Annotated in this window: 25 protein-coding genes; 7 read left to right on the top strand and 18 right to left on the bottom strand. The window is 68.8% G+C overall.

Annotated elements, in window-relative coordinates; all coding sequences use genetic code 11:
- The first annotated feature begins 134 nt into the window (after window positions 1-134).
- Window positions 135-464, top strand: coding sequence for a hypothetical protein (locus tag BRW65_RS11800; protein ID WP_073874715.1), 330 nt, complete (start codon window positions 135-137; stop codon window positions 462-464).
- On the top strand, window positions 461-2,311 hold the full coding sequence (locus BRW65_RS11795) for a GMC family oxidoreductase (RefSeq protein ID WP_073874713.1): 1,851 nt from the start codon (window positions 461-463) through the stop codon (window positions 2,309-2,311). Before BRW65_RS11800 ends, BRW65_RS11795 begins: the two co-directional genes overlap by 4 nt.
- A gap of 75 nt (window positions 2,312-2,386) precedes the next feature.
- On the opposite strand, the gene BRW65_RS11790 is transcribed toward BRW65_RS11795, so the two are convergent.
- From BRW65_RS11790 to BRW65_RS11775, 4 genes are all read right to left on the bottom strand, one after another.
- Window positions 2,387-2,674, bottom strand: a complete 288-nt coding sequence (locus tag BRW65_RS11790; RefSeq protein ID WP_244168068.1) for a PPE family protein, SVP subgroup — start codon at window positions 2,672-2,674, stop codon at window positions 2,387-2,389.
- Between the two features lie 5 nt (window positions 2,675-2,679).
- Window positions 2,680-3,879 carry a PPE family protein gene (locus BRW65_RS32650; RefSeq protein WP_084187795.1) on the bottom strand — a complete coding sequence of 400 codons (1,200 nt, stop codon included), beginning with the start codon at window positions 3,877-3,879 and terminating at the stop codon, window positions 2,680-2,682.
- Window positions 3,880-4,052: 173 nt separating this feature from the next.
- Complete coding sequence (locus BRW65_RS11780) at window positions 4,053-6,989, bottom strand: RND family transporter (protein ID WP_073874707.1); 2,937 nt, start codon at window positions 6,987-6,989, stop codon at window positions 4,053-4,055.
- Entirely contained in the window at window positions 6,986-7,408 is a 423-nt protein-coding gene (locus tag BRW65_RS11775; protein ID WP_208611793.1) for an MmpS family transport accessory protein, read from the bottom strand. Before BRW65_RS11775 ends, BRW65_RS11780 begins: the two co-directional genes overlap by 4 nt.
- Window positions 7,409-7,888: 480 nt before the next feature.
- Between BRW65_RS11775 and BRW65_RS11770 the strand changes: the two genes are divergently transcribed.
- Window positions 7,889-8,101, top strand: a complete 213-nt coding sequence (locus BRW65_RS11770) for a ferric uptake regulation protein (RefSeq protein WP_073874703.1) — start codon at window positions 7,889-7,891, stop codon at window positions 8,099-8,101.
- A 23-nt stretch (window positions 8,102-8,124) separates the two neighbouring features.
- On the opposite strand, the gene regX is transcribed toward BRW65_RS11770, so the two are convergent.
- The 6 genes from regX to BRW65_RS11740 all read right to left on the bottom strand — a co-directional run bounded on the left by regX (window position 8,125) and on the right by BRW65_RS11740 (window position 14,114).
- A complete protein-coding gene (gene regX / locus BRW65_RS11765; RefSeq protein ID WP_007167631.1) occupies window positions 8,125-8,808 on the bottom strand; it encodes a two-component sensory transduction protein RegX in 684 nt (227 codons plus the stop codon).
- Between the two features lie 49 nt (window positions 8,809-8,857).
- Window positions 8,858-10,078: a sensor histidine kinase gene (locus BRW65_RS11760; protein ID WP_139273012.1), complete on the bottom strand. Its 1,221-nt coding sequence runs from the start codon at window positions 10,076-10,078 to the stop codon at window positions 8,858-8,860.
- A 152-nt stretch (window positions 10,079-10,230) separates the two neighbouring features.
- Window positions 10,231-10,980 carry a phosphoglyceromutase gene (locus BRW65_RS11755; RefSeq protein WP_073874699.1) on the bottom strand — a complete coding sequence of 250 codons (750 nt, stop codon included), beginning with the start codon at window positions 10,978-10,980 and terminating at the stop codon, window positions 10,231-10,233.
- A 10-nt stretch (window positions 10,981-10,990) separates the two neighbouring features.
- On the bottom strand, window positions 10,991-11,500 hold the full coding sequence (locus tag BRW65_RS11750) for a YbjN domain-containing protein (protein ID WP_073874697.1): 510 nt from the start codon (window positions 11,498-11,500) through the stop codon (window positions 10,991-10,993).
- The gene (gene mshA, locus BRW65_RS11745) at window positions 11,497-12,798 is read right to left on the bottom strand and encodes a D-inositol-3-phosphate glycosyltransferase (protein WP_244168066.1); all 1,302 of its coding nucleotides are present in this window, start codon (window positions 12,796-12,798) and stop codon (window positions 11,497-11,499) included. The genes BRW65_RS11750 and mshA overlap by 4 nt, the downstream gene beginning before the upstream one ends.
- 29 nt (window positions 12,799-12,827) lie before the next feature.
- On the bottom strand, window positions 12,828-14,114 hold the full coding sequence (locus BRW65_RS11740) for an ROK family transcriptional regulator (protein ID WP_073874693.1): 1,287 nt from the start codon (window positions 14,112-14,114) through the stop codon (window positions 12,828-12,830).
- 206 nt (window positions 14,115-14,320) lie between these two features.
- On the opposite strand from BRW65_RS11740, the gene BRW65_RS11735 reads away from it, so the two are divergent.
- Entirely contained in the window at window positions 14,321-15,082 is a 762-nt protein-coding gene (locus BRW65_RS11735) for an SDR family NAD(P)-dependent oxidoreductase (protein ID WP_073874691.1), read from the top strand.
- On the opposite strand, the gene BRW65_RS11730 is transcribed toward BRW65_RS11735, so the two are convergent.
- Both BRW65_RS11730 and BRW65_RS11725 read right to left on the bottom strand, forming a co-directional pair.
- Entirely contained in the window at window positions 15,054-16,385 is a 1,332-nt protein-coding gene (locus tag BRW65_RS11730; RefSeq protein WP_073874689.1) for a L,D-transpeptidase, read from the bottom strand. The two genes, BRW65_RS11735 and BRW65_RS11730, sit on opposite strands and share 29 nt — an antisense overlap.
- Window positions 16,386-16,445: 60 nt before the next feature.
- Window positions 16,446-17,543 carry a UDP-N-acetylmuramate dehydrogenase gene (locus BRW65_RS11725; RefSeq protein WP_073874687.1) on the bottom strand — a complete coding sequence of 366 codons (1,098 nt, stop codon included), beginning with the start codon at window positions 17,541-17,543 and terminating at the stop codon, window positions 16,446-16,448.
- 26 nt (window positions 17,544-17,569) lie between these two features.
- Between BRW65_RS11725 and BRW65_RS11720 the strand changes: the two genes are divergently transcribed.
- From BRW65_RS11720 to BRW65_RS11710, 3 genes are read left to right on the top strand one after another with little or no spacing between them, the layout of a single operon-like run.
- Entirely contained in the window at window positions 17,570-18,094 is a 525-nt protein-coding gene (locus tag BRW65_RS11720) for a DUF2505 domain-containing protein (RefSeq protein WP_073874685.1), read from the top strand.
- 25 nt (window positions 18,095-18,119) lie between these two features.
- Window positions 18,120-18,950, top strand: a complete 831-nt coding sequence (locus tag BRW65_RS11715; protein WP_073874683.1) for a carbon-nitrogen hydrolase family protein — start codon at window positions 18,120-18,122, stop codon at window positions 18,948-18,950.
- Window positions 18,947-19,990 carry an LmeA family phospholipid-binding protein gene (locus BRW65_RS11710; protein WP_073874681.1) on the top strand — a complete coding sequence of 348 codons (1,044 nt, stop codon included), beginning with the start codon at window positions 18,947-18,949 and terminating at the stop codon, window positions 19,988-19,990. The genes BRW65_RS11715 and BRW65_RS11710 overlap by 4 nt, the downstream gene beginning before the upstream one ends.
- 10 nt (window positions 19,991-20,000) lie before the next feature.
- On the opposite strand, the gene deoC is transcribed toward BRW65_RS11710, so the two are convergent.
- From deoC to BRW65_RS11680, 6 genes are all read right to left on the bottom strand, one after another.
- Window positions 20,001-20,687 carry a deoxyribose-phosphate aldolase gene (gene deoC, locus BRW65_RS11705; RefSeq protein WP_139273010.1) on the bottom strand — a complete coding sequence of 229 codons (687 nt, stop codon included), beginning with the start codon at window positions 20,685-20,687 and terminating at the stop codon, window positions 20,001-20,003.
- Window positions 20,687-21,103, bottom strand: coding sequence for a DUF2599 domain-containing protein (locus tag BRW65_RS11700; RefSeq protein WP_073874677.1), 417 nt, complete (start codon window positions 21,101-21,103; stop codon window positions 20,687-20,689). Before BRW65_RS11700 ends, deoC begins: the two co-directional genes overlap by 1 nt.
- Before the next feature lie 4 nt (window positions 21,104-21,107).
- Window positions 21,108-21,395 carry a DUF2516 family protein gene (locus tag BRW65_RS11695; RefSeq protein WP_073874675.1) on the bottom strand — a complete coding sequence of 96 codons (288 nt, stop codon included), beginning with the start codon at window positions 21,393-21,395 and terminating at the stop codon, window positions 21,108-21,110.
- A gap of 78 nt (window positions 21,396-21,473) precedes the next feature.
- Window positions 21,474-22,079 (bottom strand): heparin-binding hemagglutinin, encoded by a 606-nt coding sequence (locus BRW65_RS11690; protein WP_073874673.1) that lies wholly within the window; start codon window positions 22,077-22,079, stop codon window positions 21,474-21,476.
- An 83-nt stretch (window positions 22,080-22,162) separates the two neighbouring features.
- Entirely contained in the window at window positions 22,163-22,591 is a 429-nt protein-coding gene (locus BRW65_RS11685) for a helix-turn-helix domain-containing protein (protein ID WP_073874757.1), read from the bottom strand.
- Window positions 22,592-22,675: 84 nt separating this feature from the next.
- Window positions 22,676-24,058, bottom strand: a complete 1,383-nt coding sequence (locus BRW65_RS11680; RefSeq protein ID WP_139273008.1) for a DUF445 domain-containing protein — start codon at window positions 24,056-24,058, stop codon at window positions 22,676-22,678.
- Between the last annotated feature and the right edge of the window lie 121 nt (window positions 24,059-24,179).

Genomic DNA, 24,179 nt, shown 5'->3' with positions numbered 1-24,179 from the left:
AAGGCCGGGCGGCCAGTCCTTTCAAGCCGCACCACCAGGCCGGCAACCGACATGCCGCCTCACCCGACCCACCCGGGTCACAGCACAACGTAACAACACGAAGTAACTGCACCTACGAACTTAAGGATCCCGACATGAGCTTTCTGCTCGATCCACCACTGCTGTTCGCCTCCGGTGTGCTCATCGAGCGGCGGCTGCCCGCCGACCGGCGCGATGTCGCCGAGGCCGCCACCCTGGGCGTGTTCTTCGGCGGCTCATTCGGGCTCTACAACAACGTGCCCGGCCTCGGGCTGCTGTGGCGGCCCTTCCGTGCCCGCAATGGCCGCGACTTCATGTGGAACAGCGGCGTTTTCGGCGTGAACACCGCCGAGGCGGAGTGGCCGCTGCACGCGGCGGCGGGCGCCATCTTCGCCACCTACCCGTTCTTCATCAAGATGGGCCGCCGCCTCGCGCGGCTGATATGAGCCTGGTCGCCTCGTTCGGCACCGCGCTGTTGCCGGAGGAATGCGGCGGCCCGGCGGCGCCCGAGCTGGCGGAGCGCGTCGAGCGCTACCTCCGGCAGCTGCCGACGACGTCACGGGTGGCGGCGCGCGCCGGCCTGCTCGCGCTGGCCGCGGCGAGCTACCTCACCACCGGCCGGTCCATGTCGCGGCTGGGCCCCGACCGACGCGAGCAGGTGCTGCGCCGGGTCGCCGGGCTGAGCCCGGACGCCGGCGCGGCCGTCGAGGCCATGAAGGCGATCGTGCTGCTGGCCAACGGCGCGGAAACCTATGCGCCCGAGATGCTTTCGCATGCCGCGGAGCGCGGAACGGCCCGGCCCGACGCGGCCTTGAACATCGTCTCGTCGGCCGATCACCGCTCCGTCGTGACCGCCGACGCGGTGATCGTGGGGTCCGGCGCCGGCGGTGCGATGGTGGCCCGCACGCTGGCACGGGCCGGGCTGGACGTCGTCGTCCTCGAGGAGGGACGCCGGTGGACGGTCGGCGAAATCCGCACCACCCATCCGATCGATCGCTACGCCGGGCTGTACCGCGGCGCCGGCGCCACCATCGCACTGGGGCGCCCGTCGGTGGTGCTGCCCATCGGCCGGGCGGTCGGCGGCACCACGGTGGTGAACTCCGGCACCTGCTACCGCCCCCCGCCTGCGGTGCAGCGGCGCTGGCGCGACGAGTTCGGGCTCACCCTGGCCGATCCCGACCGGCTGGCCGAACGCCTCGACGACGTCGAGCGCACGCTGCAGGTCGCCCCGGTGCCGCTGGAGATCATGGGCCGCAACGGCCGGCTGCTGCTGGAGGCCGCCGCCACGCTGGGCTGGCGGGCGGCGCCCATTCCGCGCAACGCGCCGGGGTGCGAAGGCTGCTGCCAGTGCGCGATCGGCTGCCCGCGCAACGCGAAGTTCGGTGTGCATCTCAACGCGCTACCGCAGGCGTGCGCGGCGGGCGCGCGGATTATCTCCGAGGCCCGCGCCGAACGGGTGTTGCACCGGCACGGGCGCGCCCGCGGCGTGCGGGCCCGGCGGCCCGACGGCACGGCCCTGGACATCCTGGCCGACACGGTCATCGTGGCGGCCGGTGCCACCGAAACGCCGGGACTGTTGCGGCGCAGCGGGTTTGGCGCGCACCCGCGGCTCGGCCGCAACCTGGCGCTGCATCCCGCAACGATGCTCGCCGGGCGCTTCGACGACGACGTCGTCGCGTGGCACGGCGTGCTGCAAAGCGCCGCGGTACACGAGCTGCACGAATCGCACGGCGTGCTGATCGAAGCCACCTCCACGCCGCCCGGGATGGGCTCGATGGTGTATCCCGGCTACGGCGCCGAGCTGCTCGGCTGGCTGGACGCCGCGCCCCGGGTGGCCACGTTCGGCGCCATGGTGGCCGATCGCGGGGTCGGCTCCGTCTCGTCGGCACGCGGCGAGACGCTGGTGCGCTACAACATCGCCCCCGCCGACGTCAGCAAGCTCGTGGTGGCGATCGAGGCGATGGGCCGGCTGTTGTTCGCCGCGGGGGCGACCGAGGTGCTCACCGGTCTGCCCGGCGCGATGACGGTGACTTCGCTGCCCGCCCTGCGGGATGCGTTGCGGCGCAGCGATCCCCGAAGCCTGCACCTGGCCGCCTTCCACCCGACCGGCACGGCGGCCGCTGGCGCCGACGATCAGCTGTGCCCGGTCGACGAGGCCGGCCGGTTGCGCGGCGTGGACGGCGTGTGGGTGGCCGACGCCTCGATCCTGCCGAGCTGCCCCGAGGTCAACCCGCAGGTGTCGATCATGGCGCTGGCGCTGGGTGTGGCCGACACGGTGTTGGACGACCGGTGATCGAGTGTGCGTGCAGGGCTTCGCGGGTGCGCCCCGGGCGACGACACGCCGATGGGCTCCGCCGTCGGCGCACGCTCAATGCCCTGAACGCACGCTCGTCGTCGAGGAGGAGCAGCCGGCATCGCGTCCGATGATCGTTGCCATCAACGCCCGCCGGAACGTGCGCCCCGGCCGGCCGGGGTCGATGCGGGCATCCGGCAGCGAAGGCGGAGTCGACTCGACCTGCGGGATGTTGGTCGTCCAGCCCGCGGGCACCGACAGCGGACCCAGTGCGGCCGCGACGCCTACCGCGGCGCGGGGCGCGCCGACACCGGACGAGGGGTGAAACGGCCATACCGATCGCGGGTCGGGGTGCGCCTGCATGTCCGTCACCCGGCACCGGAAAGCGTTTGCGCCCAGTCCAACAGCCCATCCACGTCGAGCTGGGGCTGAATTCCGGCGGTACCCGCCAGCCCTGGGGCGGCCAGCCCGGCCAGCGGGGCGCCCAAGGCGCTCGACGAACTGGGGGTGACCGTGGCGATGCTGACGGTGCCGAAGACGTTGGTGATGGACGCGCCGGCGGGACCAACGATCGCGGTGGCGGTGTTGCCGATGGTTTGCACGGCGACCTGCTCCGCGCCGACGACGGGGAGGGTTGCGGAACCGTTGACGAGGGTGACCAGAACCTCCTGGAACGACCCGGGGGTGAGGACGAGTGGGCTCGAGCCGGCGGTGACGTCGACGCCGCCAGGCACCAGAACACCACCCTCGGAACAGTCGATCAGCGTGTGAATTGTGCTGCCGGGGTTGACGATAACGGAGCCAAAACTGATGAGGTTGGTGCCGGGACCCGTGATCGTGATCGAGCCGCCGTTGAGGAACACGCCCGTGTTGGCGCCGATGGTGACGGTGCTGCCCGGCGGGGCGGCGACGGTTTCTCCGGGCGCGACGGGCGTGACCGCGTTGGCGGTGTGCATCGTGGCATTGGTCGAAACCAGCTGCCGGGTGGCGTTGCCGGTGGCCTGCGCCGCCAGCGTCTGGTCCTGAGCGCCCTGTCCGGCGGGGTTCGTGGTGCGCGGCGGTTCGTCGAACGGGGTGAGGGTGCTGGCCGTCTCACAGGCGGCGGCATAGCCGTACATCGCCGTGGCGTCCTGGACCCACATCTGCAGGTATTGCGCTTCGGTGGCCGCGATCGCCGGGGTGTTCTGCCCGAAGAAATTGGTCGCGATCAGCGCCAGCAACTGCGCCCGATTGGCCGCGATCACCGGCGGCGGCACCGTCATCGCGAACGCGGCCTCGTAGGCGGCCGCCGCCGCGTAGGCCTGGACGCCGGTCTGCGCGGCCTGGGCTGCCGCGGCGGAGAGCCACTGAGCATAGGGGGTGGCCGCGGACGTCATCAGCAGCGACGACGGGCCGGACCACGCCTGGCCGGTCAGCCCCGCAAGCTCGGCCGCGTAGCCATCGGCGGTGGACTCCAGCTGCGCGGCCAACGCTTCCCAACCCGCCGCGGCCGCCAGCATCGGCCCCGCCCCGGGACCGGAGTACATAAGCCCGGAGTTGACCTCCGGAGGCAGCGACGCAAAGTCCATGTCGGCAGTCCTCTCCGCGGCGCGCATGGCAGATTTTCAACAGCCATGGAATATCTTTTCAACGGCCATAGAATAACCCGAGCCGTGGTCGAGCACCAGCAAATGGCGTAAACGACGCGCGACGATCTAGCCGCAGGCGGTCGCCGCAGACGACCCAACGGCCTCGGCGCCTGCTACGTCTGCGGATCCCGCGCCACCGCGTGCCGCGGTTGGTGCAGCAGCGCACGAACCAGCGGGCGCGGCCCGACGGACCGAAGCATCTGGCTCGCCGGACGGACCCGCACCCGCTTCGGCCACCAGAACCAGCGGCCCATTAGCGTCATGATCGACGGCGTGATCAGCGTCCGAACGACGAAGGTGTCGAACATCAGACCGATACCGATCGTCGTACCGAACTGACCGATCGCCCGCAGATCGCTGGAGAGCATCGCGGCCATGGTCACGGCGAACACCACACCGGCCGCGGACACCACCGGGCCCGTCACGCCGACGCCGCGGATGAGTCCGGTGTTCAGGCCGGCCCCGATCTCCTCCTCGATCCGCGACACCAGCATCAAGTTGTAATCAGACCCCACCGCCAAGAGCACGATCAGCGCGAATTCCGTTGCCACCCAGTGCAACTGGAAGTGGCCCAAATGCTGCCAGATCAGCGTCGAGAATCCGAACGCCGCTCCCAGCGACAGCACGATCGTACCGACGATGACGCCCGCCGCGACCAGAGCGCGGGTGACGATCACCATGATGATGAAGATCAGCACGATCGACGCCACCGCGGCGATCAGCAGGTCATACCAGGCGCCGGTGGCAATGTCGTTGAATGTCGCGGCGGTGCCGCCGAGGTAGATGTCGGCGTTCTCCAGCGAGGTGAGCTTCAGCGCCTCCTTGGCCGCGTTGCGCTCTTGCTCGACGGACTTGATGCCTTCCGCGGTTGCCGGGTCCAGGGAGTGAGTGATGATGAAGCGCGCGGCCTTTCCGTCGGGCGACACCATCAGGCTCAACCCGAACTGGAAATCGGAGTTCTGGAAGATCTCCGGCGGCAGGTAAAACAGGCTCTCCACCCGAGCGTCGTTGAACGACTTACCCATCACAGCATTGGTGTCGGTGAGCCGGTCGAACTGGTCGATCAGACTGTCGAACGTGCTGTAGATGGTCAGCGTCGTATCCCGGATCGCCTTCGACACGGCGATGTTCTCCGGAATGATCGCCAACAATTCGCGCGTGGCCGCGGCCGTGTTGGTGAGATCGCCGGTGAGGGCGTGGAACTTCTCGGCGAGCTGATCAAACCCGTCCAAGGCATCGAACAGGCTACGCAGCGACCAGCAGATCGGGATGTCGTAGCAGTGCCTCTCCCAGTAGAAGTAGCTGCGGATCGGTCGCCAGAAGTCGTCGAAATCGGCGATGTGGTCGCGAATTTCGTCGGTGATGGCGGCGGTCTCCGCCGTGGTTTTTGCGCTGTCGTCCGTCGCGTTGGCGAGCTTCTGGGTGATCGCGTACTGGCGTTCCAGCAGGGAGATCTGGGTGTCGAGGAACCCGGTGATCTTCTTGATGTCGCCGACGCGGTCTCTCAGGTAGTTGAGGTTGTCACGGATCGGCGCGGTTTGCACGCTGAGCTGGAACGGAATTGACCCGTCTTCGATCGGTGGGCCGAGCGGTCGGGTGATGCTTTGCACCCGTTCGATGCCCGGTACCCGGAAGATGGCACCGGCAACCTTGTCCAGCACCAGCATGTCTCGGGGATTGCGCAGATCGTGGTCCGATTCGATCATCAGCAGGTCCGGGTTGAGACGGGCCTGGGTGAAGTGCCGATCGGCCGCGTCGTAGGCCTGCACCGAGGCGGCGCTATGCGGCAGGTAGTAGAGGTCGTTGTAGCGCGGGGTGAAGCCCGCGAGACCAAGGGCGCCAACGATGGCAAGGATGACGGAGCTGGCGAGGATGGGCGCCGGCCAGCGCACGATGGCCGTCGCCAGGCGGCGCCACCGGGTGTAGTTGAACTTGCGCTTGGGGTCCAAAAGACCGAAGCCACTGGCGACTACGATCAGAGCGGGCGTCAGCGTGACCCCGGCCGCCACCACCACCAGCAGACCTATCGCGCACGGGAACGCCAGCGAACTGAAGTAAGGCAGCCGGGTGAACTTCAAGCAGGCCAGCGCCCCAACAATGGTCAGACCCGAGCCCAGGACCACCTTGCTGACACCGGCGAAGGTGTCGTAATAGGCGGCTTCCCGGTCCAGACCGCGTTCACGGCCCTCCTGGTAGCGGCCGACCATGAAAATCGCGTAATCGGTACCCGCCGCGATCGCGAGTGAGGTCAGCAGGTTCACGGCGAAGGTCGACAACCCCATGACGCCCGTTTCACCCAGCAGCGACACCACGCCGCGGCCGGACAGCAGCCCAATGAAGAGGATGAACATGGTCAGCAACACGGTGCCGATGGACCGGTAAACAAACATCAGCATGATCGCGATGATGATGACCGTGATGATGGTGATCTTGGCCAGGCTCTTGTCACCGACAACGATCACGTCGGCGGTCAGCGCTCCCTGGCCCGCGACGTAGGCCTTGACGCCGGCGGGCGGCTTGGAGTCCGCGACGATCTTGCGCACCGCGGCAACGGATTCGTCGCCGACCGCCCCTCCCTGATCGCCTTTGAGGTTGACCTGGACGTAGGCGGCCTTATGGTCGTAGCTCTCCACACCTGAGGACGTGAAGCGCTGTCCCCAGAAGTTCAGCGCGTGCTCGACGTGTTCGTGGTCGGCCTGGATCTTTTTGACCAGGTCGTCGTAGAACCGGTGCGCGTCCGGGCCGAGGGGTTGATCACCGACCAGGGTGACCAGGACGAGGTTGTCGGAGTCGTACTCCTTGAACTTCTCGCCGATGTGCTTCATCCCGGTGACCGACGGTGCGTCGGACGGCGAGAGCGGAACGGAGATCTCCTCGGCAACCTTCTCCAACTGTGGGACGAAGACGTTGACGCCGACCGCGATCAGCACCCAGCAGACGAGGATCGGCAGCGCCAGGACGCGGATGGCGCGGGCGATACGCGGCTTGTGCTCGACTTCGGTGGGTTGTGCGACGGGTATTTCGTCGGTGTCGCTGGTGTTGTCGGTCATGCGGACTTGTCCAGGCAGGAGACCTGGGCATTGCGCGTCTCGGCTTGCCGTTGATCGACCAACTTTCCGTCGACCGTGATCCGGCAGCCGATGGAGGGGCTGTCACCTTGCGCGACGACGTAGGCGAAGATGCCGGGCATCTGGGCGACGATCGTCGTCGACCACGGCAACGTGGAGAAGTTGGCCCTCTGCGGTTGCGCGTCCGCGTCCATCCAGTTGACGACGCCGGTCGTCCCCGGCGGTCCCAGGATTTCGTAGATGGCGGTCTTGGCCGCGTACGGCGGGGTCGCGTCCCGCGGATCGGGCTTGGGCAGACCGGGCCCCGGGAAGACGCCGTTGAGGCGGTCCACCGCAACGCCGCCGATGATCACCGCCACCACCACGACCAGCGGAACCCATGCCCGCTTGAGAAGCGTCAACACCGTTCCCCCCGATCACCGTCGCCCAACGGGCTGATGCTAAGACACTTCATCGGTTCCAGCATTTCGTCGCGTGCGCCACGGCTACCCCGAACGTCATGCCCGCCGGATTAATTCCCGCGCTGCGCAGTCGGGCCTCGGCCACGGCGCGGGCCCGGGGCGCTGGTCGCACCGCTCCCCCCGCGCCAAGGCCACTCGCCGGGGTCGGCTGGCGTTATCAACGTGGAACAGACTGGGCCGCAGGGGATTTCGTTGCCTGGCGCCGATCTACCGTCTATCGGCTTGCCACGCCCTCGATTTCATCGAGATGACCGCGCCGGGAAGTCCGACCACGGCGCAATGGACAACGGGTCACGGCTGAGTTAGTTTCAAAAAGTAATTCGCTGGAGTAGGCAATTGTCGGTTGAATTGCACGTTTGGCGTTATTGCGAAATGCCGAAACCAGCAGCGATAAATGCGCCCTGGGGGTACCCTGACGACATGGCTACCAAGGTCAGGACCTGCGTGCATTGCGGCCACACGTTCGATCCCAACGACCGGCCGCGCGACCTGTCCGACCCGGACTGGCTTCCGGCCGCGTCAATTTATTGTTCACATCAATGCAGTGACCAGTTCCATTGCGATATGTCGCATTGCTGCTCGACCCGCGCGAAAAAGAAGGGCCACCGCGAAGCCGCCAACGCGGCGCGATAATCCGCGCCCTTTCGCCGGCCGGTCTAGCCCTCCAGCTTGTAGCCCAGCCCCCGCACCGTCACCAGGTGGACCGGGTTGGCCGGGTCGGCTTCGATCTTGGACCGCAGACGCTTGACGTGGACGTCGAGCGTCTTGGTGTCGCCGACGTAGTCCGCGCCCCAGACCCGATCGATCAGCTGGCCGCGGGTCAGCACCCGGCCGCTGTTGCGCATCAGGTACTCGAGCAGGTCAAACTCCTTGAGCGGCAACGTGATCGTGTCACCGTTGACCGAGACGACGTGTCGCTCGACGTCCATCCGCACCGGTCCGGACTCGAGCACGCCGTCGCTGATCTCGGAGTCGTCGTCACCGCCACGGCGGAGCACCGCGCGAATCCGGGCGATCAACTCGCGCGCCGAATACGGCTTGGTCACGTAGTCGTCGGCACCCAGTTCCAGCCCGACGACCTTGTCGATCTCGCTGTCGCGCGCGGTCACCATGATCACCGGCACGCTCGAACGAGCACGTAGCTGCTTGCACACGTCGGTCCCCGACATGCCGGGCAGCATCAGGTCGAGCAGCACGATGTCGGCGCCGCCACGGTCGAACTCGGCCAGCGCGGCCTGTCCATCCGTCACGACGGTGGCTTCGAAGCCCTCCTTGCGCAGCAGGAACGCCAGCGGATCGGCCAGCGACTCCTCGTCCTCCACGATCAGCACACTGGTCATCTGCGCGATTCCTCCTCATCGCTACGATCTGCATCGTCATACGCGCGGGTCATCTACTTAATTCTTCCTCTCGTTGTGACCTGTTGGTCCGCACCTCGCGGCCCGGCGGTTGCTCGGGTTCTTCGTCGTTGCCCTTGTAGGCCGGAATCGACAGCGTGAATGTGGACCCCGTCCCCGGCTTGCTCCACACCCCGATGCTGCCGTTGTGATTGGCCGCGACATGTTTGACGATGGCCAGGCCCAGCCCGCTGCCGCCGGTGGCGCGCGAGCGTGCCTTGTCCCCCCGGAAGAAGCGCTCGAAGACCCGCTCCTGATCCTCCAGCGCGATACCGATGCCCCGGTCGGTGACGGCGATCTCGACGTTGTCGCCGCGGCGGCGGCGGCTGATCGAGACCGGCGAACCGGGCGGCGAATAGGCGATCGCATTGGACACCAGGTTGGCCAGGGCGGTGACCAGAAGCGTCTCGTCGCCCAGCACCCGTAGGCCGCTGGGCGCGTCGGTACGCACCTCGATCTGAGCGTTGTCGGCGGCCACTTTGTGGCGTGAAATCGCCTCGGAGACAACGGTATCGACGTCGACCTCGGTGACGTTGGGCAACCGTTCGGCGCCCTGCAGCCGGGACAGCTCGATCAGCTCGGCGACCATGTCGCCCAGCCGGTTGGCTTCGACGAGCACCCGCTCCGCAAACCGGCGAACGGTTTCGGAGTCGTCCGAGGACGCCAGCAGCGCCTCGGCGAGCAGAGCCATGGCGCCCACCGGGGTCTTGAGCTCGTGGCTGACGTTGGCCACGAAGTCGCGCCTGGTGGCCTCCATGCGCGCGTAGTCGGACTGGTCGTGGGCGAACACCACCGCGAACCGCCGGTCTTCCTCACTGAGCAGCCGCGCCTGGCCGTGCACCGACAACCCCGACCGGCCGGCCGCCCGTTTGGCCGGCCGCAGGTCGAATTCGACGTCGACGCCACCGAGCGCCTGCTGTGCCGCCTCCCACGCCTGGTCGTCGAGCTGGCGGTCGCGCACCAGGCCCAGCTCCCTGGCCCGATCGTTGAGGTAGACGACGTCGCGGTGGGAATCGACCACCGCCACTCCCAGCGGCATCAGCGCGACGATGCGTTGCAGCATCTGCGCGACGGTGATCCCGGTCCACTCGGTGCTCACCCGCTGTCTGCGGTGAGCGGCTTTCGGTGACAGCCGGGTCCCGGCTGCTACACCTATGGCCAGCCCCAGCACGGACAAGACCCCGGCCAGCAACAGCGCCGAGAACACAGTCACATAGCAAATCCTACAAATCTTCGGAAACGCTGCCCTAGCGGAACGAGGCCAAAATCGGACAAGTCACACTTTTCGCTTCAGGTGTTCCACTCCCGTTCACGCGATGTTCGGCAAACAGGCCTTTGAAACTGGTTTTGCGCCGGTGGCCGGGTTTACCGGCGCCCCTGGCTGGCAACCGCCGCGGCACCGGCCGCAGCCGCCTCCGGGTCGAGGTAGGTGCCGCCGGGAACCACCGGCCACAGGTCGGTGTCGAGGTCATAGCGCAGCGGGATCCCGGTCGGGATGTTCAGCCCGACGATGTCGTCGTCGGACATCTGGTCGAGGTACTTGACCAGGGCCCGCAGCGAGTTGCCGTGCGCGACGATCAAGACCGTCTTGCCGCAGCGCAGGTCCGGGACGATGACGTCGGTGAAGTAGGGCAGGAACCGCACGACCACGTCGGCCAGGCATTCGGTCAGCGGGCCGCCCCCGATGTCGGCGTAGCGGGGGTCGGTGTCCTGGCTGAACTGGCTGCCCTTCTCGATCGGCGGCGGCGGCGTGTCGTAGCTGCGCCGCCAGGTCATGAACTGCTCCTCGCCGTAGCGGTCCTTGGTTTCCGCCTTGTTGAGGCCCTGCAGCGCGCCGTAGTGCCGTTCGTTGAGCCGCCAGCTGCGCCGCACCGGGATCCACAACCGGTCGGCGGCATCCAAGGCCAGGTGCGCGGTCGTGATCGCGCGGCGCAGCAGCGACGTGTAGAGGACGTCGGGCAACAGATTCTGCTCGGCGAGCAGCTCGCCGCTGCGCACGGCCTCGGCCCGGCCCTTCTCGGTCAGGTCGACGTCGACCCAGCCGGTGAACTGGTTGCTTGCGTTCCATTCGCTCTCGCCGTGGCGGAGCAGCACCAACGTGCCCGTATCTCCCATGCCGGCTAGCTTATTCGTCGTCCTCGTCGATCAGATGGGCGAACGCCTCCAAGTTCTTCAGCGACTCGCCGCGGGACACCCGCCACTCCCATTCTTTCTGGATCGACGAGCGAAATCCCAACTCCAACAACGTGTTAAAGTCCGCGTCCACCGCCTCGAGCACCTGTCCGAGCACTCGGTCGATCTCGTCGGCGTCCACGGATGCCAGTGACATGCGGCCGATCAGATAGATGTCGCCGACGTTGTCCAGCGTGTAGGCCACCCCGTAGAGACGGCGGTTCCGCCTGAGCAGGAAGCGGTAGACCCCCTCGTGGTTCTCGTCGGGCTTGCGGCACACGAACGCCTCGACGCGCACCGAGTGCTCGCCGACGCTCAGGATGGTGTTGGTCTTGAGCTTGCGCTCGCCGGGCAGCTCCACCACCAGTCCGGACGGACCGCCATGCGCGCCATCGTGTTTCGAGTACACAAGACCGCTGGCCTGCAAGGCGTCCTCGATGACGCGCTCGACCGTGGCGCTCACGCGCCGACCTCGCGGCGCTCGGCGGTGTACTCGCTGATCGCGCGGCGATAGCTGGCCAGCAGCGCGTCGGTGGTGTTCTCCCAGGAGAACGTGGCCGCGTGCGCGACGGCGGCCCGGCGCATCGCCTCGGCCCGCGGCGCCGGCAAGCGCAGCACCTGGTCCAGCGCGTCCGCCCACCGATCCACATCGTGGCCGGCCACCAGCGTGCCGGTGATCCCGTCCCGCACGGCCACCGGCAGGCCGCCGACCGCGGCGGCCACCACCGGCGTGCCACACGCCTGGGCCTCGACGGCGACCAGGCCGAACGACTCCGAATAGCTCGGTACCGCGACGAGGGTGGCGGCCCGGAACAGGGTGGCCAGGTCCGAGCGGGACTGCGGGGGCAGGAAGGTCACCCGGGCGGCGATGCCGAGGTCGTCGGCGAGCCGCCGCAGCCCGTCCGGGGAGGCCAGGCCACTGCCCGACGGGCCGCCGGCCACCACGATGCGCACGCCAGGCAATTTCGCGGCGGCGCGCAACACGATGTCGGGCGCCTTCAACGGCTGGATGCGCCCGACGAACGCCACCACGTGCTCGTCGAGCGGCAAGCCCAGGGTGGCTCGGGCCGCGCGCCGGTCACCCGGGCGGAACACCTCGAGATCCACGCCGGGGTGGACCACGTCGATGCGGGCCGGGTCGGCGTGGTGGATCGAAATCAATTGCCTGGCTTCGTCATCCGTGTTGACGATCAGCCGGTCCGCCTCGTCGACGACCTGCTGCTCGCCGACCGTGCGCAGCGGCGGCTCGGGCGCGTCACCCGCGGCCAGCGCCGCATTCTTGACCGCGGCGAGTGTGTGCGCGGTGTGCACCAGCGGCACCGCCCAGCGGTCGCGGGCCAGCCACCCGACCTGTCCGGACAGCCAATAGTGCGAATGCACGATGTCGTAGTAGCCCGGCTCGTGCGAGGCTTCGGCACGCAGCACCCCGGCGGCGAACGCGCACAGCTGGGTGGGCAGGTCGTATTTGTCCAACCCCTCGAACGGCCCGGCCACCACGTTGCGCACCAGCACGCCGGGCGCCACCCGCGCGATCGGCGGGTCGGCGGACGCGGTGGCCCGGGTGAAGATCTCCACCTCGATGCCGCGGCGCGCGAGGTGCAGGGCGGTCTGCAGCACGTAGACGTTCATGCCCCCGGCGTCGCCGGTGCCCGGCTGCGCCAGGGGCGAGGTGTGCACCGCCAACACTGCGACGCGGCGCGGTTTCAGCCGAAAGACGTCGTCGTGCCGCACTCTTTCATCTTTACAGGACGTTCGATCCACGAGCCCAACGCCCCGGGCACGGCTTCGCGTTAAGCGGAAGACTCGTCGGCGGCCACGTCGCGCAGTCGCTTGCCCAGCGCCCCCGCGCGGCGCATCGCACCGAGCGGGTCGGCGTACAGCCCGCCCAGCGACACGGTTCCCGCGCCGGCCTCCTGCACCCGGTTCCCGAAGACGGTGACGCGGATGTCGCGTGGCGGCAACACCGAGTGCTCGGCGAACGCCGACTCGACGTGCTCCATGCCCTCGGGATACTCGGTGAAGGCCTGGCCACCGACCACCAGTTCGTCGGGGTTGAGCATGTCGCGCAGCAAGGCCACCGCCCGCCCGAGTACCCGGCCCCGCTCGTTCAGCAGCTCTTGGGCCTGCTCGTTGCCGCCGCGGGCCAGCCGCAGCAGGTCGTTGATGCCGGCGGCCGACGCGTTCGGGCGGCCCGCGGGCGCGAACGGCAGGATCCGCAGCCGTCGAGCGGCGGTCAGGACCGCCTCGTCGCTGGCGGTCGATTCCAGCTGGCCGGTGCCACCCAGCAGCTCGGAGTGGGCGGGCAGGGCGGCGATGGTGCCCGGGCCGCTGGCCGGGCAGTGCACCCGTCCGCCGATCACCAGCGCGTAGCCCACGGTCTCGCGGGCGTAGACGTACAGGCTGGTGGGCGAGCTGGGCAGAAATCGCCGCATGCCGAGCAGCAGCTCGGCCCCCGCCATGGCGTCGACGTGCGAGGCCACCGACACGGGCAACCCGAGCGCGTCGGCCAGCACGGGGCCGACCGGCGCCTGCCGCCAGCCGAGCCGCGGGTGGTCGACGTGCCCGGTCGCGCTGTCGACGCTGCCACCGATCGCGACGCCGACCCACAGCGGGCGCCGCCGATGCCAACGCTGCAGGTAGCGGGCGGCGCTCTCGGCCAGCGTCGCCAGGGCGGGCCCGGCGGGGCTGAGCGGTGTCGGCGTCTCGACGGTGTCGAGCGTGCGGCCGAACAGGTCGGTGGCCACGATGCTGGTGGTGCGGGCCCCGATGTGGATGCCCAACGTCACGAACGGTTCGTGGTTGACCTCGACCGGCACGCGGGGGCGACCGATCGCGCCCGAGACGGCGAGGTCGGCGCGTTCCCGCAGCAAACCGGCCTCGAGCAGGGCGATGACCTGGCGGTTGACCGTCGCGATGCTCAGCGAGGTGACGCCGGCGATGACGTCACGCCCGACCGGGCCGCGCAAGCGGACGGCCCGGAACACCGAAGCCGCCGCCGAGTCGGCGATGTGCAGGGCCGGCGGCACGATCTGGCGGCGCACCGACCGATGGCCGCGGTAGGTCGCGCGGGTGGGCAAATGATGAGTCTGGGTGAGGGTAGTCGAGCGCACGAGCGTCCTTTGTCCGAGTCCTTGTTGGCCGTCACTGGCCACACCTGAAAGTCAGGAGCGGCAAAGTGCGCAACAACAGCACGCACCCGCCGCGCAAAGACACGCGGTGGTGGTGCTGGACAGGGCGCCGAGGTGCACATCGAAAATTTACCACGCTCACTAAGGTTGCTTCTATGGTTGGAAATGTCAGGAATGAGCGGGTCGCCGTGGTCACGGGCGCCAGCTCGGGGATCGGCGAGGCGACGGCGCAGACGCTTGCTGCGCAGGGCTTTCACGTGGTCGCGGTCGCGCGCCGGGCCGACCGCATCAACGCCCTGGCGAGGGAGATCGGCGGGACCGCCATTGTGGCCGATGTCACAGACGATGCGGCGGTCGCCGCGCTCGCCGACGAGCTGAGCCGGGTGGACGTGCTGGTCAACAACGCCGGCGGCGCTCGCGGCCTGGCGCCGGTCGCCGACGCCGACCTCGAGCACTGGCGGTGGATGTGGGAGACCAACGTGCTGGGCACGCTGCGGGTCACCCGCGCGCTGCTGCCCAAGCTCATCGACTCCGGCGACGGTCTGATCGTCACGGTGACTTCGGTTGCCGCCCTTGAGGTTTACGACGGGGGCGCCGGGTACACGGCGGCCAAACACGCCCAGGGGGCGCTGCACCGCACGCTGCGTGGCGAGCTGCTGGGCAAGCCGGTACGGCTGACCGAGATCGCGCCGGGCGCGGTCGAAACCGAGTTCTCGCTGGTCCGCTTCGACGGCGATCGGCAACGCGCCGACGCCGTCTACACGGGCCTCACGCCGTTGGTGGCCGACGACGTCGCCGAGGTGATCGGTTTCGTGGCCTCGCGGCCGCCCCACGTCGACCTCGACCTGATCGTCATGAAGCCCCGCGACCAGGCGTCGGCCACCCGCTTCAACCGCCGGGGCCAGTCGCCGGGCTAGGCGAGGTGGTGGTCGTCGGCGTCCCGGACAGGCTCGGGGCGGTCGACGGTGTCACCGGCGCGGTCACCGGGATCTGGGTGGACGGCGGGTGCGCGGTGGCCGGCGGCAGCGCCGACATCGCGACCCAGGTGTCCCAGTCGACGGCCCAGTCCCAGATGTCGCCGTCGGAGTAAGACAGCTGGATCGTGCTGCCCGTCACCTCCACCGGGTCGCCGTAGATCGCGGACTCGAAGTACTGCTCGGCGTCACCCGTCGACAGGTTGATGCAGCCGTTGGTGACGTTGGTGTTGCCCTGCGCGCCGGCACTCGCCGGGTTGGCGTGGATGAACTCGCCGTTGTTGGAGATCCGGACGGCCCAGCGCTCGTGCACGTGGCTGTAGCCGGCGGCGGGGTTGGACATGTAGAAGTCGGCGTACTTCTCGGTGACCACGTGGATGCCGTTGCGGGTGACGTTGCGCGCCTTGTCGGCCTCGCCGTAGCTGCATGGGAAGTCCATGATGACGCCCTCGTCCCTGACCACCTGGATGCGGTGCGACGAGACCTCGGCCTTCACCACCTGCCGGCGGCCGATCTGGATGTTCAACGAGATGTCCTCGGCGCCGTAGGCGCTGTCGCCGAACGGCAGCCCGTACAGCTTGGCGTCGACGTTGACGGTGGTGCCCGCCGGGTAGTACTCGCGGGTGCGGTAGTGCACGCGGGCGCCCTGCGCCTCGTCGGGCAGCCAGGCCCAGCTGCCCTCGACGGGCGGGTTCGTGGTGACGGTCAATGCCTTCTCGACGGCGGCCTTATCGGTGATCGGCGCGTCGAACTGGATGATGATCGGCGCCGCGACCCCGACGGTCTGGCCGTCGGCCAGCTGGAACGCCCCACTGATCTTCTTGGTGGGAGACACCGTGGTGAACTTGCCCGTCACCGGGATCGCCTTGCCGTCGTGCCCGACGGCCGAGCCGCTCCAGGTGTAGGTCGCGTCGTAACCCAGCGGCTCGGTGGTGCTGAAGACGGTGCGGTCGGAGTTGAACTTGCCCGCCACTGGCTTGCCCGCGGAATTCGTCAGCGTCACGTGCTGGAACCAGCCGTCGCTGATCTCGACGCTGATCGGGGCGATCGGCACCACGTTCTCGGTCGCGTCGGCAGGCTGGAATTTCAGCTTCGCCGCGGGCTGCTCCTTCTTCTCGGCCTGCTTGGCCGACGGGCCACCGCACGCGGCCAAGACGGTGGGGGCGAACACCCCCAGTCCGAGGGTCGCCAAAGCCACGCGCCGGTTGATCGGCTGCGGTTCGCGCGACGTGCTCACGAAAGTCAAAGATACCGGGCAAAATCCACCGACCCCGCCGCGACAATTCGGGCGCCGAGGAATTCGGAGCTATAGCCTGCAGCCGAGCAGGATCGGCTCGGGTTTCAATGTGACACCAAACACATCACGAACCCCGTCACGGATGACGCGGGCCAGCGCGATCACCTCCTCGGAGGTGGCGCCGCCGCGGTTGGTCAACGCCAGCGCGTGCTTGGTGGACAGCCGGCACCGGGCCGCCGGATCGTCCGGATAACCCTTGGCGAAGCCGGCCCGCTCCACCAGCCAGCCGGCGGCCAGCTTGACGCCGTCGGGGGCCGGGTAGTGCGGGACCGGGCCCTGGGCGCCGCCGGCGAGCCGGTCGTACACCTCGGGTGCGACCACCGGGTTGGTGAAAAACGATCCCACGCTCCACGTGTCGTGGTCGTCCGGGTCGAGCACCATCCCTTTGCGGCCGCGCAGCGTGAGAACCGCCCGGCGGACCGTGCGCGGGTCGGCCCGCTCGCCGCCGCTCACCTCCAGCGCGGCCGCCAGCTCGCCGTAGCGCAGCGGCGCGCTGCGGCCCGAGGCGTCCAGCGCGAATTCGACTTCCAATACCACCCAGGGGATTTCGGGGCCGGCTTGTTTGAACACGCTGGTGCGGTAGCCGAAGCCGAGCTGGCCGCCGGGCACCCAGCGCACCTCGCCACTGGCACGGTCCAGGATCTTGACCCGGGTGATGGTGTCGGAGACCTCGGCACCGTAGGCCCCGACGTTTTGCACCGGGGTGGCCCCGGCCGAACCGGGGATTCCGGACAGGCATTCCAGCCCACCCAGACCGTGCTCGATGGCGGCGACCACGACGTCGTCCCACACCGCGCCGGCCTCCGCGCGCACCAGGGTGCCGTCGATCGTGATGCCGCGGTTGGCCAACCGCACCGCGGTCAGGTCGGTCAAGTCGTCGGCGATCACCAGGTTGGAGCCACCGGCAAACACCAACACCGGGCGGCCTTCTCCCCCTTGGCTTTCGGCGTCCAGCTCGCGCACCACGGCGACCACTTGCTCGGTGCTGGTGCAGGTGATCAGGCGGCGCGCCACCGGCCCGACCCGCAACGTCGTCAGCGGCGCGAGCGACACCGCTTCGGCGACCTGCGCGCCGGCGAACGTCGGACCGGCATCGCTGGATTTCATGGCCCGTAACGGTAGCCTCACCTGCTATGCCGCGTTCATTCGACTTGTCGGCCGACTACGACGGCAGCGTTGAAGAGGTGCATCGGGCGTTCACCGACGAGAGCTATTGGCGGGCGCGGCTGGCCGGTTCCGGTGTTGACGTCGCCACGCTGGAATCGATGCGGGTCGGCGGCGACACCGGGGACGACGACACCGTCGAGGTCGTCACCGTCCAGGTGATCCATAGCCACAAGCTGCCCGGGATGGTGACGCAGCTGCACCGCGGCGATCTGCGGATCCGGCGCGAGGAAGTATGGGGACCGGTCGCCGACGGCGCCGCGCAGGGCACCGTCGTCGGCTCGATCCTGGACGCCCCGGTCAACCTGAGCGGCACCGCGACGCTGCTGCCGATCATGGAGACGGGGGGCGCCCGCTTGACGTTCCGGGCCACCGTCCAGGTGCGCGTTCCGATCATCGGCGGCAAGTTGGAGAACATCATCGGCACCCAGTTGGCGGAGCTGGTGGCGGCGGAGCAGCGGTTCACCACGGAATGGATCGCCAAAACGGCGTGAGGGCGCCGAGCCTAAGCTGGCGCCCATGCGAATCGCGTTGGCCCAAATCCTCAGCGGGACCGATCCGGCCGCCAACCTCGGCCTGGTCCGCGAGTACAGCGCGCAGGCCGCCGACGCGGGCGCGAAGTTGGTGGTGTTCCCGGAGGCGACCATGTGCCGGTTCGGCGTCCCACTGGCGCCCGTCGCCGAGCCGGTCGACGGGCCGTGGGCGACGGGTGTGCGGGGGATCGCGGCCGACTGCGGGATCACGGTGATCGCCGGCATGTTCACCCCGGCCGGGGACGGCCGGGTGAAGAACACGCTGATCGCGGCCGGTCCGGGCAGCCCCAACGACCCCGACGCGCAGTACGACAAGATCCACCTCTACGACGCCTTCGGCTTCACTGAGTCGCGCACCGTGGCGCCGGGCCGCGAGCCGGTGGTTATCACGGTCGCCGGCGTCCGCGTGGGGTTGACCGTCTGCTACGACATCCGCTTCCCGGCGCTGTACACCGAGCTGGCCCGTCGCGGCGCCCAGCTGATCGCCGTGTGCGCGTCGTGGGGCGCGGGGCCCGGCAAGCTCGACCAGTGGACGCTCCTGGCGCGGGCCCGCGCACTCGACTCGATGAGCTACGTCGCCGCGGCCGGCCAGGCCGACCCGGGCGCCGCGCTGACCGGGTCGGGCGCACCCACCGGAGTGGGCGGCAGCCTGGTGGCTTCCCCGTTCGGCGAAGTCGTCGCGTCGGCCGGCTCCGGGCCACAGTTGGTGGTGGCCGACATCGACGTCGACCGGGTCGCCAAGGCCCGCGAGAGCATCGCGGTGCTGCGCAACCACTCAGATTTCGCTCAGCTCGATAAGGCAGAATCAGTCGGGTGACGAACCCACAAGGACCGCCGAACCAGGACCCTTCGACGTGGGGCCGTCCCGGCAACCAAGGCCCGTTCGGCCAGCCCCCCACCGAGCGGCCGACCGAACGGATCAACACCGGAGGTCCGGTGCCCCCTCCGCCGCCGGCCGCCGGTCCGCCGCCCGGTCAGACCGAACGGATCGCCACGCCCCCGCCAAACATGCAGCGGCCTGGATACGCGCCTCCGCCTCCGCCCACCCCGCCCGCGGGACCAACGGAGAAGCTGCCCACCCCCCCGGGCGAGGAACCGGCGCAGGGCAAGAAGAAGCGTCGCTTCCTGCGCGACCCGCTCTCGGTGGTGCTCGTCTGCATCATCGTGGTCTGCCTGGTGATCGCCGGCCTGGTCGGAGCGGAGCTGTACGTCCGCCACGTCGCCAACAGCAAGGTCGCCGAGGCGGTGGCCTGCGAGGTCAAGGATCAGGCCACCGCGTCGTTCGGGGTGGCGCCGTTGATGCTGTGGCAGCAGCTCACCAAGCACTACACCAACATCTCGGTGCAGACCGCCGGCAATCAGATCCGCGATGCCAAGGGCATGAAGCTCGACCTCAACATCAGAGACGTGCAGCTGAAGAACACGCAGGACTCCAAGGGCACCATCGGGTCGCTGGACGCGACCATCACCTGGACGTCCGACGGGATCAAGGAATCGGTCCAGAACGCGATTCCGGTGCTGGGCCCGTTCGTCACCAACACCGTGACCACCCACCCCGCCGACGGGACCATCGAGCTCAAGGGCATGTTGGACAACCTGACCACCAAGCCGGTGGTGTCGGGCACGGGCCTGCAGCTGCAGATCGTCAGCTTCAACGCGCTCGGCTTCACGATGCCCAAGGAGTCGGTGCAGTCGACGCTGGACGACTTCACGTCGAACTTCACCAAGAACTACCCGCTGGGCATCCACGCGGACAGCGTGCAGGTCACCAATGACGGTGTGACCAGCCACTTCTCGACGCGGAACGCGAGCATCCCGACCGGCAACGACAACGACCCCTGCTTCGCCAACCTCTGACGCCGCAGGTCTAGCCGAGCCCGTCGAGAACCGCCCGGGTGCCCGATAGGCCGAGGCGGGTGGCGCCGGCGTCCAGCATCGCGAGCGCGTCTGCGGCGGCGCGGATGCCGCCGCTGGCCTTGACGCCCAACCGGCCGCCGACGGTCCGACTCATCACGGTGACCGCCTGCACCGAGGCCCCGCCCGCGGGATGGAACCCGGTCGAGGTCTTGACGAAGTCGGCGCCGGCGTCCTCGGCCGCGCGACACACGCGGACCAGCGTGCCCTCGTCCGTCCCCGAGAGCAGCACCGCCGACTCGACGATCACCTTCAGCACGGACCCGGCATTGACGTCGGTCATGGCGGCCCGCACGCTCGCGATGTCGGCTCGCACCGCGTCGATGTCGCCGGCCAGCGCGGCGCCGATGTCGATGACCATGTCCACCTCGGCGGCCCCGGACGCTACGGCACGTTCCGCCTCGTGCGCCTTGACCGCCGAAATGTGCTTGCCCGACGGGAATCCCGCGACGCTGGCCACCCGGACACCCCCGGTGCCCACCGCGACCGGAACCATCGACGGCGACACGCACACCGCGTAGACGCCCAGTTCGGCGGCCTCGGTGACGAGCGCGGCGACGTCCGCCGCGGTGGCCTCCGGCTTGAGCAGGGTGTGGTCGACCATCGCCGCCAGCTGCGCCCGGGTGGGTTTGCTCGCCACTAGAACCTTTCCTCGGCGTCGCCGGGATTGCATCCCGACGCGACCATCTCGGCGTCGTCGACGACCGGGCGCCACGGTTCCAGGTTCCAGCTGGTCTTGCCGGGCTCGGCCACCTCGGCGAACTGCCAGTGACAGATGAATTGCGCGCGCATGCCCGCGGTGTCCGCGTCCGGCGACAGCGCCAGCACCTCGCCCCACGCCTCGTCGGCCAGCGCGACGTTTCCGGGCTGACCGGCGGCGGCCGCCCGCCCCGACGGGGTCGGGAAGACCCGCAGGCTGCTCAGGCCGTGCCACTGCCCCCACTCGGTGTGGTCGATGAACGGAGGGGACGCCGTGACCGGGCTGGCCGCCGCGGTGCCCGCCGGGCCCCACAGCGTGAGGAACACCGCGGCGGGCGCCGTCAGCAGCGCCTTCATCCGGCTAGCGCGACTTACCTTGAATTTCCAGAAGTTTCGGCCGCACGTCGACGAGATAGACGCCGGCCGCGCACGCGGCGATCGCCATCCCGAGTACCCCGAAAACAAAACTCAGGATGGATGTCAGCGCGACAGCCCCTCCGAGGATCACCAGCCACACCGGCTTGGTCAGCTTTTCCGCGGCCGTGTACGCGTCGGGCCGCTGCAACGCGGCGTGCACGAACGCGTATACCGCCGTGACCAAGACGGCGATCTGCAAGACCAGCATGACGGTTCCCACGAGGTGGCTCACGCCTTAAGCGTATGCGGGCGCCGTCGGAAACGTCGACTCGGAGTTGCCCGGAGGACAACTCCGAGTCGACCGCCGGACTTACTTCTGGGTGACCTTCTTCGCGGACGCCTTCTTGGCCGGAGCCTTCTTGGCCGGAGCCTTCTTGGCGGGCGCCTTCTTCGCGACAGCCTTCTGGGCCTTCTTGGCCGTCTCGTCGGACTTCTTGGGCAGCTCGATGCCGACCAGCTTGGCCGCGCGCTCGCCGACGGCGCGGGTCTGCGAGGCCACGGTGCCCAGCGCCTCCTGGGTCAGCTCGACGGCCTGGTCCACGTAGCCCTCGGCGCGCGCGGAGGCGTCGTCCAGGCCGGTCTGGCTGCGCAGCCGCTGCAGGGCGGCCTCACCCCGCTCGACCAGCTCGTTGTAGCGGTTGGTCGCCGCGTCGAGGTAGCCCTCGGCCGCCTTGCGGAGCTCTTCGCTGGTGAAGCGCTCGCGCAGCTCGCCCAGCTGCTCGGGCAGGTCTTCCTGCAATTTGGTCAGGCGAGCGCGGCTCTCCTCCACCCGGGTGCGGGTGTCGGCGCGCGTCTCTCCGGCGCGATCGCGCAGGTTGGCGATCAGCTCGTTGACCGTCGCCAGGGCCAGGTCGGCCGCGCCGAGGGCCGCGAGCAGCGGCGCCCGCAGATCTTCGATGTTGGTGTTGTCCGCCATGATGATTCCTTTCCTTATCGGCGTTCTTGGGGTGTGTGTCGCACGAGCGAGGGGCTATGCATTCCGGTCGTGACGGGGCGAGCTCACTCGGCGCCGTCCGATTCGGTGGAACACTCCTCGTCGCTTGGTGCACTTATTTCGTTTTGCTGGGTGAACGATGTGTAGATGTCGAGCAGAACCTGTTTTTGGCGCTCGGTGATCGCGGTGTCGGTGATGATGGCGTCGCGCACCTGGCTCTTGTCGCTCGGCTCCAAAATCCCGGCCCGCACGTAGAGAACCTCGGCGGACACCCGCAAGGCCTTCGCGATTTGATTGAGCACGTCGGCGGACGGCTTGCGCAATCCACGCTCCACTTGGCTCAGATACGGATTGCTGACCCCGGACTTTTCCGCGAGTTGGCGCACCGAGACCTGCGCGAGTTCGCGCTGGCTGCGGATGAAGCTGCCGATGTCCGAGGCCATGTCGGAGGCGGCGTTGGACACCTTCGCGGAGAGCTTCTCCTCGGGTGCCATGACGTGCTCCTGGGTCGGATGGTCGGTGGTGACGGCCATCAGACTACTACAAGTGCTTGCTATTGCAAGCACTTGTTAGCACTACTAGAAAAGTGCGTGCGCGACCGCGTAGATCACCAGACCGGCCAGGGAGCCGACCACGGTCCCGTTGATCCGGATGAACTGCAGGTCACGACCGACATGTAGCTCGATGCGCCGGCTGGCCTCCTCGGCGTCCCAACGCTCGATGGTGTCGGTGATGATCGCCGTGATCTCCACCCCATATTGCGAAACCAGGTGCTGGGCCGCGCGCACGATCCAGTTGTCCACCTTGTCGCGCAGGTCGGCGTCGTCGCGCAGCGACTCCCCGATGCGGACGACCGTGTCGGCGATCCGGGTACGCAGCGTGCTCGACGGGTCGTCGACGCCCTCGAGCACCAGCCGTTTCAGCGTCTTCCAGGCCGTCGCCGCCGCATTGGCGATCTCGTCGCGCGCCATCAGCTGCTCTTTGATCGCATCGGCGCGCGCGATGGTGTCGGCGTCGTGCTGCAGGTCGTCGGCGAATTCGAACAGGAACCGCGTCGCCGACCGGCGCAGCTCGTGATCGGGATTACGCCGCACCTTGTCGGTGAAATCCATCAGCTCGCGGTGGATGCGGTCGCCCACCAGGTGGTCGATGAACCGCGGCGACCACGTCGGTGAGTCACGCTCGACCACCCGCTGGATCACCTCGCCGGCGTTCAGCGACCACTGGAAGGCCCGGTCGGCCAGAAGTTGGATCAGCGCCTCCTGCCGGTTCTCGGCCAGCAGCGTCGCCAGCACCCGCCCGACCGGCGGCCCCCATTGCGGCTCGGCGATGCGGCGCACGATCATCCGGTCGATCACCTGCTGGACGTCCTCGTCGCGCAGCAGCTCGACCAGCACCCGGAGCACCGTGGCCGTCTCGCCGGCCACGCGCTCGGCGTGTGAGGTGTCCGACAGCCACTTGCCGAGCCGTCCGGCCACCTGGGCGTCCCGCAGCTTGGTCTCGACCACCGGGGGCGACAGGAAGTTCTCCCGAACGAAGGTGCCCAGCCCCTCGCCGAGCTGATCCTTCTTGCGCTTGATGATCGCGGTGTGCGGGATGGGGATGCCCAGTGGGTGCCGGAACAACGCCGTCACCGCGAACCAGTCGGCCAGGGCGCCCACCATCCCGGCCTCGGCGGCGGCGCCGACATAGCCGACCCAGGCGCCCAGGTGGGTGTGGGCCTCGGCCCAGCGGCAGCCGAGGAACAAGCCGGTGGCGCCGATCAGAAAGCTCAGCGCCACCGCCTTCATCCGGCGCAGCGCCACCCGACGCTCGGCGTCGGCTTGCGGGTCGGCGCCGGCGAAGGATTCGGCGAGCGAGGGGTGAGCACGTCCGGTTCCGCTCAACGGGGCCGTCGACGCCGGGGCTGCCGCGCGGGGGTCCGGTGCTTCGCCTCGGGGCGAGGCTCTGTGTACCACCACTCCATCATTCATCGTCGCGGGCGTTTGGTGTGACCGCACTGTTCACAAGCCCGAACGGGCGCGCCGTCGCGGGTCGAAACAGGCCCGCACGCCGTATTATCGAGTACGTCTAGTGAATGGG

It is taken from the genome of Mycobacterium paraffinicum (assembly GCF_001907675.1).
In the GTDB taxonomy this organism is placed as follows: domain Bacteria; phylum Actinomycetota; class Actinomycetes; order Mycobacteriales; family Mycobacteriaceae; genus Mycobacterium; species Mycobacterium paraffinicum_A.
The sequence above is the reverse complement of the archived record's forward strand: the minus strand, read 5'-3'. Positions and strand labels throughout refer to the sequence as shown.

Coding starts and splice junctions, on each gene's coding strand:
- BRW65_RS11800 (WP_073874715.1), top strand. CDS start 135: ATGAGCTTTCTGCTCGATCCACCACTGCTGTTCGCCTCCGGTGTGCTC.
- BRW65_RS11795 (WP_073874713.1), top strand. CDS start 461: ATGAGCCTGGTCGCCTCGTTCGGCACCGCGCTGTTGCCGGAGGAATGC.
- BRW65_RS11790 (WP_244168068.1), bottom strand. CDS start 2,674: ATGCAGGCGCACCCCGACCCGCGATCGGTATGGCCGTTTCACCCCTCG.
- BRW65_RS32650 (WP_084187795.1), bottom strand. CDS start 3,879: ATGGACTTTGCGTCGCTGCCTCCGGAGGTCAACTCCGGGCTTATGTAC.
- BRW65_RS11780 (WP_073874707.1), bottom strand. CDS start 6,989: ATGACCGACAACACCAGCGACACCGACGAAATACCCGTCGCACAACCC.
- BRW65_RS11770 (WP_073874703.1), top strand. CDS start 7,889: ATGGCTACCAAGGTCAGGACCTGCGTGCATTGCGGCCACACGTTCGAT.
- regX (WP_007167631.1), bottom strand. CDS start 8,808: ATGACCAGTGTGCTGATCGTGGAGGACGAGGAGTCGCTGGCCGATCCG.
- BRW65_RS11755 (WP_073874699.1), bottom strand. CDS start 10,980: ATGGGAGATACGGGCACGTTGGTGCTGCTCCGCCACGGCGAGAGCGAA.
- BRW65_RS11735 (WP_073874691.1), top strand. CDS start 14,321: ATGGTTGGAAATGTCAGGAATGAGCGGGTCGCCGTGGTCACGGGCGCC.
- BRW65_RS11725 (WP_073874687.1), bottom strand. CDS start 17,543: ATGAAATCCAGCGATGCCGGTCCGACGTTCGCCGGCGCGCAGGTCGCC.
- BRW65_RS11720 (WP_073874685.1), top strand. CDS start 17,570: ATGCCGCGTTCATTCGACTTGTCGGCCGACTACGACGGCAGCGTTGAA.
- BRW65_RS11715 (WP_073874683.1), top strand. CDS start 18,120: ATGCGAATCGCGTTGGCCCAAATCCTCAGCGGGACCGATCCGGCCGCC.
- BRW65_RS11700 (WP_073874677.1), bottom strand. CDS start 21,103: ATGAAGGCGCTGCTGACGGCGCCCGCCGCGGTGTTCCTCACGCTGTGG.
- BRW65_RS11690 (WP_073874673.1), bottom strand. CDS start 22,079: ATGGCGGACAACACCAACATCGAAGATCTGCGGGCGCCGCTGCTCGCG.
- BRW65_RS11685 (WP_073874757.1), bottom strand. CDS start 22,591: ATGGCACCCGAGGAGAAGCTCTCCGCGAAGGTGTCCAACGCCGCCTCC.